Source organism: Brevibacterium sp. FME37 (assembly GCF_014897485.1).
Taxonomy (GTDB): Bacteria; Actinomycetota; Actinomycetes; order Actinomycetales; family Brevibacteriaceae; genus Brevibacterium.
In genome coordinates, this window is sequence record NZ_JABUYE010000011.1 from 99132 (window position 1) to 115968 (window position 16837).

Genomic DNA, 16837 nt, shown 5'->3' on the forward strand with positions numbered 1-16837 from the left:
ATGCACCCCAGTGAGGATCACCAGACGACGCCGATTCGCATTATTGACGATGGAACGAAATCATGGGTAGGGGCACTGAATGTCTCAGCATCATGTGCCCGACTGGTAGGAAGCAACGAACATGCAGCCGCCGCAGCGCGCCTGGCCATCAGTCCAGGTTGGGCGGACCTCCATACGCACGTCTTCGACGGATCAACTCAAATTAGTGTCTCACCGGATTCTGTTGGACTCGATCACGGAGTTCATCTGGTTGCCGATGCAGGCAGCGCCGGGCAAGCAACCGTCGATGGGTTTGAAAGGTATGTCACACCTTCCGCCAAGACAAAAGTCGTCAGCTGGCTCAACATCGGCTCGGGCGGCTTGGTCAATCTGAGGGAAACGGCAGACATAAGTCTCATCGATATCGACGCATCCGTGAAAGCAGTTATCAACAGCCCCACCTTCATCCGAGGAATCAAGGTTCGCTCAAGCGGTATGATCGTCGGAAACATGGGCCTGCTGCCCTTGCAGATGGGTCGGACAGTTGCCAGAGAATGTCACGTGCCACTGATGGTCCACATCGGTGAAGTACCACCTGTCATCGACGATGTGCTCGATCTTCTCGACGACGGCGACGTGATCACGCACTGCTATCACGGAAAGGTCGGGACCCCCTGGAGTCCTGATGGCACTCCCTTGCCTGCACTCCGAAGAGCTATCGAACGAGGCGTCAAACTCGATGTTGGACACGGCGCGGCAAGTTTTGACTTCGGAATCGCTCGGCGAGCCGTTGAAGCCGGTTTCCCACCCGATTCCATCAGCACAGACATCCATGTCCGAAATGTAAATGGTCCCGTGCACAGCTTGGCAAGCGTAATGACCAAGCTCCTCGCCTGTGGCATGGCCATCGACGACATCATTCGTGCCGTCACCGACTCACCAAGGTCGATCCTCAGCCTGGACGAGCCCTGGCTCAATCCCGACGACACGATCCGGCATGCGACAGTGTTCGAGCTCGCAGACGGGTTTCGAGGTAATGAAAACTACATAGACTCAAAAGGAAACGCAGTTACACCAGACGTGCATATCGTTCCGCGCGCTGTCATTGTTGATGGGAAATATTCCCAACTACCAATTATATGAAATACAATGCCGACTACGCAGATAGTTCGCAACTCAGCAACTCTGCAATACTTACGCCTGGCTGACTAGCGGAAAGGATTACACAAACTTCAAGACAAAATCACTTTAATCAACCGTTAATCTATTAAGTAGCGCGCGTTAGTCTAATATCAGCAACTCCAATAGGTATAAGTTTATCTTATGAGTCACGAAGCTTAGGAGAAATTTAAATGTCTATCCAAGGTACTAACTCTCACGACTCAGCTAGCGGAGCGAATCCGCTATTACCCGAGCAGCAGATTGATCCCTCAGATCCACGTTACCGAACACTCACAAGCGGATTCAACCAAAGATGGCCAAGCTCAGACATCGAACGTGCAGCGAAAGTTCTTGTTTGCAAGTCTGTATCCGAGGTTCTCTCAGCGGTCAGCCTCGCCTACAGGGACCTATACGGGCGCCTCCCAAACAAGAGAAAGCCAGTTCCAACCACACCCCGAAGCACCGATTACAGCACAGAGGCACGAATTACAATTCGAAGCGGTGGACATTGCTACGAGGGATTTGTCTCAGAAAACCCGTCCGGATATATAATTGATGTTGGTCCGATGTCGGGATTCGAAAAGAACGTGCATCTCAAACCGACGCACTACCACGATAACGTGACTATCGCGAGGACCAAACATGGCAACAAAGGCCTGGAAGCTCAGACGCCGACCGGCGATCTCACCTACAAATACAAGGTTCTCCCAGGCACCATGAATTGGGACGGATACGTCAATATGTACAAAACTGACGGCGTCACAATTCCCGGAGGTTCCTGCTATTCCGTTGGGACTGGAGGTCACATTTCTGGCGGTGGTTATGGGCTTCTGTCTCGCCTTCAGGGACTGACTTCCGATTGGCTGACAGCGGTCGATGTAGTGTTGCCACCTACCGCTGACCGGTCAGAACCTGCACTTGTACATGCAAAACGGCCCGATTCAGATGGCTCCGGCGGAGTCAACGAAGATCTCTTTCAACTGTGCTGCGGCGCTGGCGGAGGAAACGTTGGTGTGATTACCGCATTTTACTTTGACGAACTACCCAAAGCACCATCAGATGCCGTTTTGCTCTTCGTCACAATACCTTGGAACCAATTCGAAAGCTCTACCGACGGGAAACGAAAATTCAACGTCTTGATTCGCAGTTTTGTGGAGTACTTCGAAAAAATCGATCAAGATCATACGCAGCGGGACCTATTCTCGATTCTCCATGTGCCGCACCATTCCAAAGATATCACCATGACCGTCCAATGTGTAAATATCGACCTCGACAATAATGATCGCTTAGAATTTGCCAAGCGAGTAAATAGTTCGATTAATGCACTGTTCTCTGCGCTTTCGCTATCCAAGAAATTGACCGATGATACAGTCGAGTACAAGCTATCTGACACGACCGCGCATTTTCGGCATTCTGATTCGTTACCGATGCCCCAAAAATCAAATCATCCAGTTCAAGAGCATCTCAAAGGAGATGCGTTAGAAGGTGCCGTGGCTATGAACTGGCTCGAGGCAGTCCAGTACGCCAACGGCAGTGGACACAATCGACGAGGAAAATATAAGAGCGCATATCTGAAGTCAGTACCAGCTCAGTTCTCCGATGGACTTCACGAGGCGCTCACCAGTAAGCCTAACGAACTCATCAGTGCCAATGAGGAGAAACAACTTAACGTCTCGGACTGCATCGTCGCGTTCGATTCCTACGGAGGGGCGATCAATGGGAAGTCCTCCTCTCACGACTCAGTCTTTCAGAGATCCTCTTACGCGAAAATTCAGTATCAAGCCTATTGGCATGATTATGAGCTTGATGAGAAATATGTTAGTTGGCTGAACAGAGTCTATATGAAATGTTTTCCCACCCAAATCGATGGATTCCCATGGGATTCAAACGATGATCATTATCAAGGATGCTATATCAATTATCCTGACATTGAGATGCTGGAGTTCGAACGACCCAGTTCTCCATACACTGGGACACCGCATCAATGGCTTGAATTGTACTTTGGCCCCGAGATCGGGCACGACCTAATGCAGGCGAAACAGAAGTACGATCCCTTGGATGTATTCCATCACGCCATGTCGATTCCGTTGCCAGAGAGCATGACGCGCTGATGTGGCCTGTGGAAGTTGCGGACCCAATCTCTTGAGGACCACGTGCGTTCGGTGGCGCCGCCCCTGCTGGCTAGGGCAGTTCCACCGAGGTGGACGGTCCCACAAGGGACAGCGACTTCGGGCGACTCATGAGGTCTCCTGCCATCGTCGACACCTGCTCAGCCGTGACCGAGCGGACGCGGTCGATGAGGTCGAGAGGAGATTCGAGTGCGATCCCGAAGATCTCCGACCTGGCCAATCGATTCATACGCGCCGCCGAGGATTCGAGTCCGAGGACCATCGAACCCGAGAGCTGGGAGACGATCCCGTCCAATTCCGAGCGACTCGGCGGGCTCTGCGCCAAGCGATCCCATTCGGCCAACGCCAGGTCGACGACGGCCTGCCCGTTCTCCGGTGTGCAGCCTGCGTAGATGCCGAACGTTCCGAAGTCGGTGAACTGGCTTGCCATGCAGTTGACAGCATAGGCGAGGCCGCGCTCTTCTCGCACACTCTGGAAGAGGCGGGAGGACATGCCTCCACCGAGCATTGTCAGCAGCACCGAATAGACGAAGCGATCCGGATGGCCCTCTTCGAGACCTTCACAGCCGAGGAGCATTCCCAACTGTTCGGTGTCTTTGACGGTGTGTGAGGCACCCGAATGGAACGTCGGCACCTCACGTGCACCACAGGCAGGCATCGTGCCCGGCGCAGCAGCGCTGTCCCAAGCATGTGCGCCGGCCTCAGAGCCGACCCCGGCCTGAGCCAGTGCGTCGTCGACCATGCCCAGGACCTCGTCATGGGTGGCACCGCCGGCAGCGGCAATGACCAGACGCGGGGGAACATAGGTCGTCGAATGGTGCTCGAGGAGTGTGTGGTGACCCAGAACGCGGATCTGGTCCTTGGTGGCACCGACCGGGCGCGCCAAGGGGTGATCGCCGAAGATGAGTTCGTCGAAGTCATCGAACAGGACGTCGCCGGGGTCGTCGGCCGACATTGCCAACTCTTCGATGATGACCCCGCGTTCACGTTCGAACTCCTCGGCATCCAGCTTCGAGTTCGAGACCATGTCAACGAGGAGCGCGGTGATGTCCGCCAGGTCTGTGACCAGGCAGCGCGAGTAATAGCAGGTGAGTTCCTTGGCCGTGATGGCGTTGGAGTCTCCCCCAGTCCGGTCGAAGGCCGCTGCGATCGACTTCGCGTCCTTCGTCGGCGTTCCCTTGAAGAGCATGTGCTCGAGGAAATGGGTCGAACCGGCGGTCTCGATCGATTCGTCACGCGAACCGGCCGCGACCCAGATGCCGATCGTCTCCGAGGCAAGTCCCGGCATGTGTTCAGTGGTCACTGTTAAACCACCGGGGAGGACAGACCGATCAATTCGGCTGCCCTCCCCGGTGTGAGAATCCTTGAGTATCAGTTGTCTGATCCCTCGTCTGTCTCTTCGTCATCGTCGCCGACTGGCGAGAGTGACAGCTTGCCGCGGTCGTCGATCTTCGTGATCTCGACCTGGACCTTCTGTCCGACTCCGACGACGTCTTCGACGTCCTCGACGCGCTTGCCATCGTTGAGCTTGCGCAGCTCGGAGATGTGCAGCAGTCCGTCCTTGCCCGGTGTCAGGGAGACAAATGCGCCGAAGCTCATCGTCTTCACGACGGTGCCGAGGTAGCGTTCGCCGACCTCAGGAACCTGCGGGTTGGCAATGGCGTTGATCATCGAACGAGCAGCCTCTGCTGACTCGCCGTCGGTGGCACCGATGAGGACTGTTCCGTCGTCTTCGATGCTGATGTCAGCGCCGGTGTCTTCCTGCATCTGGTTGATCATCTTGCCCTTGGGTCCGATGACCTCACCGATCTTGTCGACAGGGATGTTCACCGAGATGATGCGTGGAGCGGTCGGTGCCATCTCTGCCGGAGCGTCGATGGCCTCGGCGATCACGTCGAGGATGACCATGCGGGCTTCGTGGGCCTGCTTGAGTGCGGCACCGAGCACCGAGGCGGGAAGGCCGTCGAGCTTGGTGTCGAGCTGGATCGCGGTGATGAAGTCACGCGTACCGGCGACCTTGAAGTCCATGTCGCCGAAGGCGTCTTCTGCGCCGAGGATGTCCGTCAGTGCCGCGTAGGCGGTCTGGTCACCGGAGTCGGTGGAGATGACGTCGGAGACGAGGCCCATGGCGATGCCTGCAACAGGAGCCTGCAGCGGCACACCGGCCGAGAGCATGGCCAGAGTCGAGGCACAGACCGAACCCATTGAGGTCGAACCGTTGGATCCGAGTGCTTCGGAGACCTCACGGATGGCGTAGGGGAAGTCCTCACGCTTCGGCAGAACCGGCACGAGAGCACGTTCAGCCAGTGCACCGTGACCGATTTCGCGACGCTTCGGGCTGCCCACACGACCGGTCTCACCGACCGAGTAGGGCGGGAAGTTGTAGTGGTGCATGTAACGCTTCGTGGTCACAGGCGACAGCGAGTCGATGTGCTGTTCGAGCTTGAGCATGTTCAGCGTGGTGACACCGAGGATCTGGGTCTCTCCGCGCTCGAAGATGGCCGAACCGTGTGCACGTGGGATCACGTTGGTCTCTGCGGTCAGCGGACGGATGTCCTTGAGACCACGACCGTCGATGCGGATCTGCTCGGTCAGGATGCGCTTGCGCACGACCTGCTTGGTCAGTGCGTTGAGAGCACCGGCGATTTCCTTCTCGCGGCCCGCGAAACGCTCGCCCAGCTGGTCGAAGAGCTCAGAGAGCAGAACTTCGCCGGCTGCTTCGCGTTCCTGCTTGTCAGCGATCTGGAAGTTCTCGGTCTGCTTGGCTTCGGCGAGTTCACGCACAGCCTCGTAGACGTCGTCCTGATAGTCCTTGAAGACAGGGAACTCGACGGTGGGCTTGGCAGCGCTGTCGGCCAGCTCCTGCTGCGCACGGCAGAGTTCGCTGATGAAGGGCTTCGCAGCTTCGAGTCCCTCGGCCACAACCTCTTCGGTCGGTGCGGGGGCACCGGTCTTGATGCGGTCCATGGCGTTGTCCGTGGCTTCTGCCTCGACCATCATGATCGCAACGTCGTCACCGACGACACGGCCGGCGACGACCATGTTGAAGACGGCGTCGTCGAGCTGAGAATGGTTCGGGAAGGCAACCCACTGGCCGTCGATGAGTGCGATGCGCACACCGCCGATGGGGCCGGAGAAGGGCAGCCCAGAGAGCTGAGTCGACATCGAGGCGGCGTTGATGGCCAGCGCGTCGTAGATGTGGTCAGGGTGGATCGACATCACTGTAACGACGACCTGGACCTCGTTGCGCAGTCCCTTCACGAAGGAAGGGCGCAGGGGGCGGTCGATGAGACGGCAGGTCAGGACTGCGTCGGTCGAGGGACGTCCTTCGCGGCGGAAGAACGATCCCGGGATGCGGCCCGCGGCGTACATGCGCTCTTCGACGTCGACTGTCAGGGGGAAGAAGTCGAAGCCCTCACGGGGGTGCTTGCCGGCCGAGGTGGCCGAGAAGAGCATGGTTTCGTCGTCGAGGTAGGCGACGGCAGAACCGGCGGCCTGTTGGGCGAGCCGTCCTGTTTCAAAACGGATGGTGTGTGAACCGTAGCTGCCATTGTCAATGTGCGCTACGGCGGATTCAGGGTTGAGTCCCACGTATTCTCCTTGTTCGTAACCGGCACGCGGACACCTTCGCAGTCCGAAGGCGGAAAGCCCGCGTGAATCCGGTGGATATTGGCTTGGACATCCCATGGATCCAAGCCGGTCATCGATCGGGGCCCACGGAACCGGCAGTCGTCTGCCCGTTCTTCCGGAGGCCACTACCGAGGACCGAAACGTCCATGGCATGATTGTCCACTTTGAAGTCTACCGCAGTTGCCTCGTCGAGCCATCGAGACGCATACCACCCGGGCATGCCGAGAACTCGTGCTGTCGCGGAAATCCGGATGCCACGGGAATTGAGCTGCTTGGGAAGACGAAGAAGCGCCCTGCATGGTGCAGGACGCTTCGTATCGCACTCAATATGAGGGGGCTGGTCTCAGCGACGCAGACCCAGGCGCTTGATGAGCTCGCGGTAGCGCTCGATCTCGACGCGCTGCAAGTACTTGAGCATCCGGCGGCGCTGGCCGACGAGGAGCAGCAGGCCACGACGTGAGTGGTGGTCGTGCTTGTGATCTTTGAAGTGCTCGGTGAGCTCGGTGATCCGGCGGGTCAGCAGCGCAACCTGGACCTCGGGAGAACCGGTGTCGCCCTCGTGAGTTGCATATTCCTTGATGACTTCTTGCTTTTCAGCAGTACTGAGAGCCATGGACTTCTCCTTTTGATCGTTGCGCGGCGCCGAGACCTGTCAGTCTCAGCACTATCGAACCGCGGCCGGTGAAAACGGCAAGGTTCAGTTTATCAGGTGTGGAGGACCTCGCGCACATCGGCAATATCCTCATGCATCTTCACAACGAGTTCGTCCATGCCGGTGAACGTCACCTGTCCCCGGATCCGTGACACGAATTCGAGTGTCATGTGCCTGCCGTAGACGTCGAATTCCCCAAATTCCTTATCGAGAACATGCGCTTCGACGCGTCGGATGTTGCCTTCGAACGTGGGATTCGTCCCCACCGAAATGGCGGCAGGGTAAGCCTGATTCTCCCCGGAGAAAGTCGCCCACCCGGCATAGACGCCGTCGGCGGGAATGAGGCCGGCGGCATCCTCGGACAGGTTCGCAGTCGGGAACCCGAGGTCGCGACCGCGGGCATCGCCGTGGACGACAGTCCCCTCAACCCGGTGGTAGCGACCCAGCTGATCAGCAGCCTCGGCGACATCACCGGCGGCGATCTGCTCACGGATCCGGGACGAGGAGTACCGTCCCCCACGTCCGACCTCTTCGATCGTCTCGGTCCGGAATCCGTATTTCTCGCCGAGGTGGCGCAGAGTTTCGATGGTGCCTTCGTTGTCTTTGCCGAACCGCACATCATCGCCGACGACGACGACTTCACAGTGCAGGGCCTCAACGAAGTAGGTGCGGACGAACTCCTCGGCGCTCTGGGCCGCGAAATCGAGGTCGTAGCGCTGGACGAACAGGGCGTCGATGCCGGTGTCCGAAATGAAGTCGGCCTTCTGCTTCGTGCTCGTGATCATCGGAGTGGGTCCATCCGGGCGGTGGACCGTGCGCGGATGCGGGTCGAAGGTCATGGCCACGGAGCGCAGAGATCGCTCGCGGGCCAGCGCCGCGACGGCTTGGAGAACGGTCTGGTGACCGCGGTGGACCCCGTCGAAGTTTCCGAGGGTCACGACGGTGCCGACATCGTCGGTCCTGACCTCATTCAGTCCGTGATAAAGCTCCACTCGACGTTTGCTCCTTCCGTGCACCGAATCAGGTTATCTCAGAGATGTTCCCACGTGCTAACCCGCTCCCCTGTCGGGAGATGGCTCTGTCAGGAGATGACCGCCCAGCCGATCACACCGATCAAGGATGCGATCGCGATGGACACGAACGTGCCGATGATGAATCGTTCGCCGGCGGCAGACGACGATTTGATCTCTGCGAAGCGCCCGAGCCCCTTGACTGCGATGACGACGGCCATGAGCTCGGGCCGCCCCAGCACGATGGCACCGGCGATGAGTGCACGCTCGACGATGCCGATCCACATTCCACCCCGCAGGACCTCGATGTCCTCACTGCCGGTGCGACTCGGCTTCGAACCGGGGCCGTCGTGGGTCAACCTCAGGAACAGCGGAACCAGCGGGTACCCGCCTGCCCCGGCGACGATTGCGGCGAGGACCGCGATGAGTACGTCAAACCACAAGGGCACCTGCCTGAGAATCGCTGCCTGAGCCGGCTTCTGACCGAGCGAGGTGGAAGGTCGAGAGCGCGCAGGCGCCTTCGATGAGTTCCACACTGCCCGGGGAGAGCACCCGCGACACAGCTTGTTGGGAGACGTCGAAATGTTCGGCGATGTCGTGCTGTGTGGATTCGGGCCGGTCGAGTCGACGTTCGATGTAGCGACGTGACTGAGACCGGATGTTCTCGAATGTCCAGACCATCAGCCGCAGAGCACTTTCGGCCAGTTGCGACTGCTCGGTCGCCGGATCCGACTGCTCGGTCGTCGGATCCACGACGAGATGCGCCGGCGCCCCCTTTGCGGCCTCGACCGCGCGCCTGGCTGCATAGAAGGCCTCTCCCCTGCCCTCGGCAGTGGAGGCCGGTAATGGGGTTTCGACCGGGCCGATGCCGATTCCGATATGCCACCCGGTCTGAGCAGCCAACAGTCGGACGGCCAGAGTCACCTGTTCCGCCGAGCTGAGAACGCCCTGCACCTCATCGCCGATCGTGCGTTCGAAGCCCCGCTGGGTCTCAACGCGGGCGAGGATCTCAAGCAGACCGGGCACCTCATCGGTGCGGTCGCGGGATCCTCGCTGGTCGATGGTCATGACATACATGACTCAAGTACACCAAACCCGCTGACAAGAAACAAGCGTTTCAGTTGTATTGACTGAATACAAGCAAATCACTTGTACTATCAGGCGAGGTCGATGGCGAATGCCGTCTGGGACTTCAGCACTCCCCCGGCTCGCACCTCGGCGATCGAGACGAGCTCATCGCCGGAGACCACAGCGACCTCGCTGCCCTGCTCAGGGCTGCGGTCCGTGCTGACCCTCTTGCCCTGCATGAGTGCCTTGGCCTCCTCCGAGTCCACGTGCACCGTCGGAAGCAGGGTCTGGGCCACCTCGGCGAGGGATATCAGTGCGGGCGCCCCGGTGTCGAGATCCTCGGGGATCGTCACCGCCTGGTCCAGGTCGAAGGCGCCCACGCGGGTGCGCCGCAGCGCGGTCAGATGGCCATGGACGCCGAGGCTGGTGCCAAGATCTCGCGCCAGAGCACGCACATAGGTTCCCGATGAGCAATCGACTTCGACGTCGACGTCAATGTGACCCTCGGCAACGGAGAACCGAGTATCGAGAATGGTGAAGTTCGAGATCTCGACCCTGCGGGCCTTGAGCTCAACGTCTTCACCGGCACGCACGCGGGCGTAGGAGCGTTGGCCGTTGACCTTGATTGCGGAGACGGCACTGGGAACCTGGTCGATCGATCCCGTCAGCGCGAGAACGCCTTGGGCGATCGACTCACCGGTGACTGCCGCCAGTGCGGCCGGTTCGGCGAAGAGATCCGGTTCGGAGTCCGCGTCATCCGTGGGCGTGGCCGAGCCGAGGCGGATCGTGGCCAGATAGGTTTTGGACACACCGGTGATGTATCCCAGAAGTTTGGTCCCGCGGCCCAGTCCGAGCACGAGCACGCCCGTGGCCATCGGATCGAGTGTTCCGGCGTGCCCGACCTTGCGGGTACCGTACCAGCGCCGAATCCGAGAGACGACGCCGTGGGAAGTCAGGCCCTGGGGCTTGTCACAGACAAGGACGCCCTGTGGCGCGGAATCGTTCACGTGGCAGGTGCGATCAGTTGAACGATACGTGCACGTGGTCGAAGTGGTTGTCCGTTGGTGATCCACGGTCTTCCATGCTGGACCAGCCGCTGCCGGGGTTCCAGATGCGCTGCTTCCAGATCACGTACTTGACGTTGAGGGCACCCGAGTTCTTGATCAGGTAGTCGGCGATGCGGTCGCCGGTGGAGTCGGCGATCATGATATCGACGGCCCCGCCTGTGTAGTGGTCGGATGTGCCGGAGCCCGGGCGAACGCCGCCGTAGGTCTTGACCTCGGGGAATTTCGCACACACGGCGCGGTAGCCGTTGACCGCATTGGGCTGCAGACCGGATTCGATCGAGGACGAGACCGAGCAGGGCTCGTTCGAGATGCCGGATGGGGTGTCTCCACCCTTGGAGGACTTGTCGTCGGAGGACTTCGCGCTGCCGGACTCCGCGTCGGCCTTCTCAGTCGTCGCAGACGGTTTGGGCTTCGGAGTTTTGACGTCGAGCGTCGTCTTCGATGTCTTGTTCTTGTACTTGGGATCGTCCTTGACATCCTTGATGTACTCTTCGCCGGCCTTCTTGCGCTGGGCGTCGATCTCGTCCTGGCTGACAGCCGAAGGCTTCGACTGCGGCTGCTGCGCCGAGGTCTCAGCTGCCTCGGTCGTGACGTTGCCGGCCTCGGGCGGGCTCATCACGACGGTGGAGCCGACAACGGCTGCGGTGGCGGCGGCCGGAACCGCGATAGCGGCAACGACAGGACGCTGACGGACAGTGGCCAACACCGAGGTGGCGGTTGACGGCGCGTCCGAGGAGTGCCGACCGGCAGAGCGCTTGCTGGCGGGGGTCAGATCCCGGACCAGCTGCTTAGCAAAGCCAGGCTTTGGCGAAGAGTGCTTACCCAATGCAGAAATCCCTTGACAGAGTCGTAATCATTTCGTTACCAGAAAAAGTCTAAACCAGAACCGAAAGATAACAAAACTGTTACGTAAAGTTTTTTGCTTACAGTGACAGAGATCGCGTCTGCGCGGTTTCCCGCGCGGTTCAGCGCTCAGTCCTCGTCTTCGACGTCGGCCCTCTTGTAGGGGTCGACATCTCCAGCAGGTTTCGCGTCCTTGGCCAGGCCGGCCACCCGAGCGTCATCGGCTGCGGCTTTGGCGAGAAGACCGTCGAGATGAGCGGCGGCCTCCGGCACGGCGTCGGCGATGAATTCGAGGCTCGGGGTGAGTCGAATCGTGAGGCCCTTGCCGACCTCGGAGCGGATGAAGCCCTTCGCGGATTCCAGTGCTTTGCCTGTGGCTTCCAGGTCCTGTCCGTCGCCGAAGACCGTGTAGAAGATCGAGGCGTGCTGCAGGTCTCCGGTCACGCGCACATCGGTGACCGTGACGAAACCGAGACGTGGGTCCTTGAGTCTGCGTTCGATCGTGCTGGCGACGATGACCTTGATCTGGTCGGCGATCTTACGCGCCCGAGTTGCATCTGCCATGGTGTCTTCCTTCTTCGTCTGAATCGTGTTCGTGACCGAGTTCGTTGGGAACTGCCACTTTCGTCTCTGGGGTGGTGCTGTGCGTGAGTTTCTGGGTGTAGCTGGGCGCCGAAGCACAGACCGGGTCCTGCCCGGGCCGTATGCGGGCGAGTGGACTCATGCCACCCGCTCGCACACTACCCGTTCAGAACCCGGCCTGGAGAGCGATGCGCTGATCAGTCGCGAGGCTTCTCACGCATCTCGACGGTCTCGATGATGTCACCGGTTCGCAGATCGTTGAAGCTGCCCAGGCCGATGCCGCACTCGTATCCTTCGCGGACCTCGGTGGCATCGTCCTTGAAACGACGCAGGGACTCGATCTTGACCTTTTCCCCAACGACCACGCCATCACGGGTGACGCGAGCAGACGCGTTCCTGGTGATGTGACCGTCGCGAACGATACAACCGGCGATGTTGCCGAACTTCGAGGAACGGAAGACTTCGCGGATTTCCGCGGTGCCTGTCTGGACCTCTTCGTACTCCGGCTTGAGCATGCCCTTGAGCGAGCTCTCGATATCGTCGATCGCCTGGTAGATGACCGAGTAGTACCGGACGTCGACGCCTTCGCGTTCTGCCAGGTCGCGTGCCTTCGCTTCCGGACGGACGTTGAAGCCGAGGACGATCGCATTGTCGACCGTGGCCAGGTTGATGTCGTTCTCGGTGATCGCACCCACACCGCGGTGGATGATGCGCAGGTCGACGTCGTCGCCCACATCGATCTTGAGCAGCGAATCTTCCAGTGCTTCGACAGCACCGGACACGTCGCCCTTGAGGATGAGGTTGAGCATGTCGACCTTGCCCTCGGCGAGCGCCTTGGTGAAGTCCTCGAGGCTGATGCGCTTGCGACCGCGAGCCTGAGCTGCGTTGCGCTCGATGGCGTCACGCTTCTCAGCGATCTGGCGGGCGGTGCGATCATCATCTGTGGAGATGAACGTGTCACCGGCGCGCGGCACTGAGGACAGACCCAGCACCTGGACGGGACGGGATGGTCCCGCTTCCTCAACGAGGTTGCCGTTCTCATCGAACATGGCACGCACACGTCCGTAGGCGGTGCCACACACGATGGCATCTCCCTGACGCAGTGTGCCGGAGTCGACGAGCACGGTGGCAACAGCGCCGCGGCCCTTGTCCAGCTTGGCTTCGATCGCGATGCCGCGAGCGGACTTGTCCGGGTTGGCCCGGAGGTCCAGTGCAGCGTCGGTGGTCAGCAGGACGGATTCGAGCAGCTTGTCGATGCCCTCGCGCTTGAGCGCGGAGATCGGCACGAACATGGTCTCGCCGCCGTATTCCTCGGCGACCAGGTTGTATTCGGTCAGCTGCTGCATGACCTTGGCGGGGTTGGCGCCTTCCTTATCCGTCTTGTTCACTGCCACCACGATCGGCACATTCGCGGCCTGAGCGTGGTTGAGTGCTTCAACGGTCTGCGGCATCACGCCGTCATCGGCTGCGACCACGAGGATCGCAAGGTCGGTCGACTTCGCACCACGGGCACGCATAGCGGTGAACGCCTCGTGACCTGGGGTATCGAGGAAGGTGATCTTGCGATCGATGCCTTCGTGTTCGACCTCGGCCTGGTAGGCACCGATGTGCTGGGTGATTCCGCCGGCTTCGCGGGACGCCACGTTCGCGGAGCGGATGGCATCGAGAAGCTTGGTCTTACCGTGGTCGACGTGACCCATGACGGTGACGACCGGTGGGCGTGCTGCGAGATCATCGTCGTCCTCGTCCGCGGCTTCCGCGTCCAGGTCGATGTCGAAGGTCTCGAGCAGCTCCCGGTCTTCGTCTTCGGGTGAGACGATCTCGATCTTGTAGCCGAGCTCCTCGCCGAGGACCTCGAAGGTGCCCTCGTCCAGAGACTGGGTGATGGTCGCCATCTCGCCGAGGTGGAAGAGCACGGTGACCAGGTTCGTCGGATCGGTGTTGATCTTTTCAGCGAAGTCAGCCAGCGAGGATCCACGACGCAGACGCAGCGGGGTGGTGCCGTTGCCGCGTGGAACAGAGACGCCACCGACGGACGGTGTCTGCATCTGCTCGAACTCGGCGCGCTTGGCCCGCTTCGACTTACGTCCCTTCTGACGGGGACCTCCACCGCGGCCGAATGCACCCTGGGTGCTTCCGCGACCGCGACCTGAGCCACGACCGCCTGGGCCGCCTCCGGGTCCGCGACGACCTGCGGGTGCGCCGCCTGGGGCAGCACCTGGTGCACCGGGTGCGCCACCGCCGGCGGGCGCGTTGCCGCGTCCTCCGCCGCGACCGCGGCCTGGAGCTGGCTTGTTCAGCGCAGAGTTCTTCATCATCGATGGGTTGGGGCGAGGTGCGCCCGGGCGTGGTGCCGGTCGTGGACCTGCTGAGCCCTCTTCACCGGATGCACGAGGTGGCTTCTGGCCTGGCTTCGGCATTCCCTGCGAATTCGCAAACGGGTTGTTGCCCGGACGCGCACCTGGACCACCTTGGCCACCCTGGCTGCCGGGGCGATTGCCGGACTTCGGTCCGCCGCGTCCTGCCGGCTTGGGCATTCCCTGTGCTGGTGCGAAGGGGTTGTTTCCGGGGCGAGCCGGCGAGCGACCGCCTGGCTTCGGAGCAGCGCCCGGCTTGGGTGCCGAACCTGGCTTCGGAGCAGCACCTGGCTTCGGCGCGTTCGACCGCGCTGCGGGCTTGGCCTGCTCAGCTGCGGGCTCGGTGGGAGCCGCAGCTGCGTCGGTGTCAGCGGCCTTGGCGTCTGCAGCTGGTTTGGCGTCTGCGGCCGGTGCTGCTGGTGCTGCTGGTGCTTCGGGCGTAGCCTCTGCGGCAGGCTTCGGAGCTGCAGCTGGCTTCGCACCGGGCTTGGCACCGGTCGACTTGGCTGCGGGCTTCGACTCTGCAGCCGTGGAATCAGCGGCTTCGGTCACTGCCGAGCTTGCCTTCGCCCCGGGTTTGGCGGCGGGTTTGGCTCCTGGCTTAGCCGAAGTCTTTGCGCCGGGCTTGGGCGCACCTGGCTTCGCTGCGGGCTTTGCGCCCGGCTTGGCTGCCGACTTCGAATCGGCGGATGCGCCGGATGCCTTGTCTGCGCTGGAGTCGGCTGGAGCCGAGTCTGCGAATGCTTCTCTCACCTTGCGCACAACCGGTGCTTCAAGGGTCGAGGATGCGGAGCGAACGAATTCGCCTAGGCCCTGGAGTTTCTCGAGGACGTTCTTACTTGTAGTGCCGAGCTCTTTCGCGAGCTCATGAACACGGGGCTTTGCCACAGTTCTCCTGTCCGGGTTCTTTCCCGGTCAGGAAAGAACCTCATCAATGAAGAGCAGTTCTCATTTCACTGCTCTCTCGAATTCCGATAGCGGTGTCATCGCACGACACTCACAACTTGTCATCCATTCGGGCTACCCGCTCTTCTTGGGTTCGGTATCCATCCTCGGCAGGTCCGAGGCGGTGACCTTCGTTCGAAAGGCTCGAGCGAAGGATGCGGCCGTCAGCGCCTTCTTCAGGCATGTGGCGGTCGGGTGCACCCAGACTCCTCGTCCCGGAAGTGTCGCTGACACGTCATGGACGATGGCTGGATGCTGATCGGGTCGAATCACGAATCTTGTGAGTTCTTTCCGGTCGGCCTTTTGCCTGCAGGCGATGCACGTCCTTTGGGGTGCCGCGCCTACAATCACAGTAAACAATTCTACAGCACTTCCATCCCCACCTGTGCCACGGCTCGAGTGGTTCAGATCACGCTTGATGCCTACTCGCCTGGGATGATGTCAATCTTCCAACCGGTGAGCTTGGCCGCCAGACGTGCGTTCTGTCCTTCCTTGCCGATGGCCAGGGAGAGCTGGTCGCGCGGGACGATGGCGCGTGATTCCTGCAGGTCAGGGTCGAGGATGTCGACCTTCGACGCTTTGGCGGGCGAGAGTGCATGGGCGATGAACTTGGCCGGGTCATCGCTGTAGTCGACGATGTCGATCTTCTCCTGGCCCAGTTCGTTCATCACGGCGCGCACGCGGGAACCGAGTTCACCGATGCATGAGCCCTTCGCATTCACGCCGGGCTTCGTGGCGCGCACTGCCAGTTTGGTTCGGTGCCCGGCTTCACGAGCCAGGGAGACGATCTCAACGGTGCCGTCTGCGATCTCCGGTGCTTCGTGTGCAAACAGCCGACGAACGAGGTTCGGGTGCGTCCGCGAGACAGTGACAGAAGTTCCCTTAGGACCCTTGTGGACGTCTGCGATGTAGACGCGCAGGCGCTGTCCGTGACGGTAGGTCTCTCCGGGAACCTGCTCGTGCGGAGGCAGAACTGCCTCAACTTCGCCGAGGTCGACCTGCACCATCTGCGGGTCTCTGCCCTGCTGGATGGTGCCGGCGACGATCTCGCCTTCACGGCCCTTGAAGTTGCCGAGCACCGATTCGTCTGCGACATCGCGCAGACGCTGGTGGATGACCTGGCGAGCTGTCTGGGCAGCGATGCGTCCGAAGCCGGTGGGCGTATCGTCGAATTCACCGATCGGGTTGTCATCGTTGTCGAATTCGACCGCGAGGATGCGGACTTCGCCGGAGGTCTTGTCCAGTTCGGCGCGGGAGTCTGGCCACGCGCCCTCGGTCTTCTGATAGGCAAGGAAGAGCGCTTGTTCGATGAGTTCGATCAGAGTGTCGAGCGGAATCTCCCGCTCTCGCTCGATAATGCGCAGAACACTGAGGTCGATATCCATGGCCTATATCCTCTCCGGCTCCCTCGAGC

General features: G+C 60.6%; 14 protein-coding genes. 2 read left to right on the forward strand and 12 right to left on the reverse strand.

Annotated features, from left to right (window positions below):
* Both INT29_RS13530 and INT29_RS13535 read left to right on the forward strand, forming a co-directional pair.
* Positions 1-1122, forward strand: coding sequence for an amidohydrolase/deacetylase family metallohydrolase (locus INT29_RS13530; protein WP_193071964.1), 1122 nt, complete (start codon positions 1-3; stop codon positions 1120-1122).
* 584 nt (positions 1123-1706) lie between these two features.
* Positions 1707-3251, forward strand: a complete 1545-nt coding sequence (locus INT29_RS13535; protein ID WP_193071965.1) for a BBE domain-containing protein — start codon at positions 1707-1709, stop codon at positions 3249-3251.
* Positions 3252-3321: 70 nt separating this feature from the next.
* Here the strand turns inward: INT29_RS13535 and INT29_RS13540 are convergent, their stop codons facing one another.
* The 12 genes from INT29_RS13540 to nusA all read right to left on the reverse strand — a co-directional run bounded on the left by INT29_RS13540 (position 3322) and on the right by nusA (position 16808).
* Entirely contained in the window at positions 3322-4572 is a 1251-nt protein-coding gene (locus INT29_RS13540) for a pitrilysin family protein (RefSeq protein WP_319020911.1), read from the reverse strand.
* A gap of 68 nt (positions 4573-4640) precedes the next feature.
* Positions 4641-6860, reverse strand: a complete 2220-nt coding sequence (locus tag INT29_RS13545; RefSeq protein ID WP_101571168.1) for a polyribonucleotide nucleotidyltransferase — start codon at positions 6858-6860, stop codon at positions 4641-4643.
* A 382-nt stretch (positions 6861-7242) separates the two neighbouring features.
* On the reverse strand, positions 7243-7512 hold the full coding sequence (rpsO, locus tag INT29_RS13550; protein WP_101571170.1) for a 30S ribosomal protein S15: 270 nt from the start codon (positions 7510-7512) through the stop codon (positions 7243-7245).
* A gap of 92 nt (positions 7513-7604) precedes the next feature.
* Positions 7605-8543, reverse strand: coding sequence for a bifunctional riboflavin kinase/FAD synthetase (locus INT29_RS13555; protein WP_101571172.1), 939 nt, complete (start codon positions 8541-8543; stop codon positions 7605-7607).
* An 89-nt stretch (positions 8544-8632) separates the two neighbouring features.
* Positions 8633-9010 carry a hypothetical protein gene (locus INT29_RS13560; RefSeq protein WP_101571173.1) on the reverse strand — a complete coding sequence of 126 codons (378 nt, stop codon included), beginning with the start codon at positions 9008-9010 and terminating at the stop codon, positions 8633-8635.
* A complete protein-coding gene (locus INT29_RS13565) occupies positions 8994-9638 on the reverse strand; it encodes a hypothetical protein (RefSeq protein ID WP_101571176.1) in 645 nt (214 codons plus the stop codon). The genes INT29_RS13560 and INT29_RS13565 overlap by 17 nt, the downstream gene beginning before the upstream one ends.
* An 80-nt stretch (positions 9639-9718) precedes the next feature.
* On the reverse strand, positions 9719-10636 hold the full coding sequence (gene truB, locus INT29_RS13570; RefSeq protein WP_101571179.1) for a tRNA pseudouridine(55) synthase TruB: 918 nt from the start codon (positions 10634-10636) through the stop codon (positions 9719-9721).
* 13 nt (positions 10637-10649) lie between these two features.
* Positions 10650-11522 (reverse strand): ligand-binding protein SH3, encoded by an 873-nt coding sequence (locus INT29_RS13575; protein ID WP_193071966.1) that lies wholly within the window; start codon positions 11520-11522, stop codon positions 10650-10652.
* A 146-nt stretch (positions 11523-11668) separates the two neighbouring features.
* Positions 11669-12103 (reverse strand): 30S ribosome-binding factor RbfA, encoded by a 435-nt coding sequence (rbfA, locus tag INT29_RS13580; RefSeq protein ID WP_101571185.1) that lies wholly within the window; start codon positions 12101-12103, stop codon positions 11669-11671.
* 215 nt (positions 12104-12318) lie between these two features.
* Entirely contained in the window at positions 12319-15366 is a 3048-nt protein-coding gene (gene infB, locus INT29_RS20435) for a translation initiation factor IF-2 (protein ID WP_193071967.1), read from the reverse strand.
* A gap of 132 nt (positions 15367-15498) precedes the next feature.
* Positions 15499-15774, reverse strand: coding sequence for a YlxR family protein (locus tag INT29_RS13590; RefSeq protein ID WP_101571189.1), 276 nt, complete (start codon positions 15772-15774; stop codon positions 15499-15501).
* A 71-nt stretch (positions 15775-15845) separates the two neighbouring features.
* Positions 15846-16808 (reverse strand): transcription termination factor NusA, encoded by a 963-nt coding sequence (gene nusA, locus INT29_RS13595; protein WP_101571190.1) that lies wholly within the window; start codon positions 16806-16808, stop codon positions 15846-15848.
* Between the last annotated feature and the right edge of the window lie 29 nt (positions 16809-16837).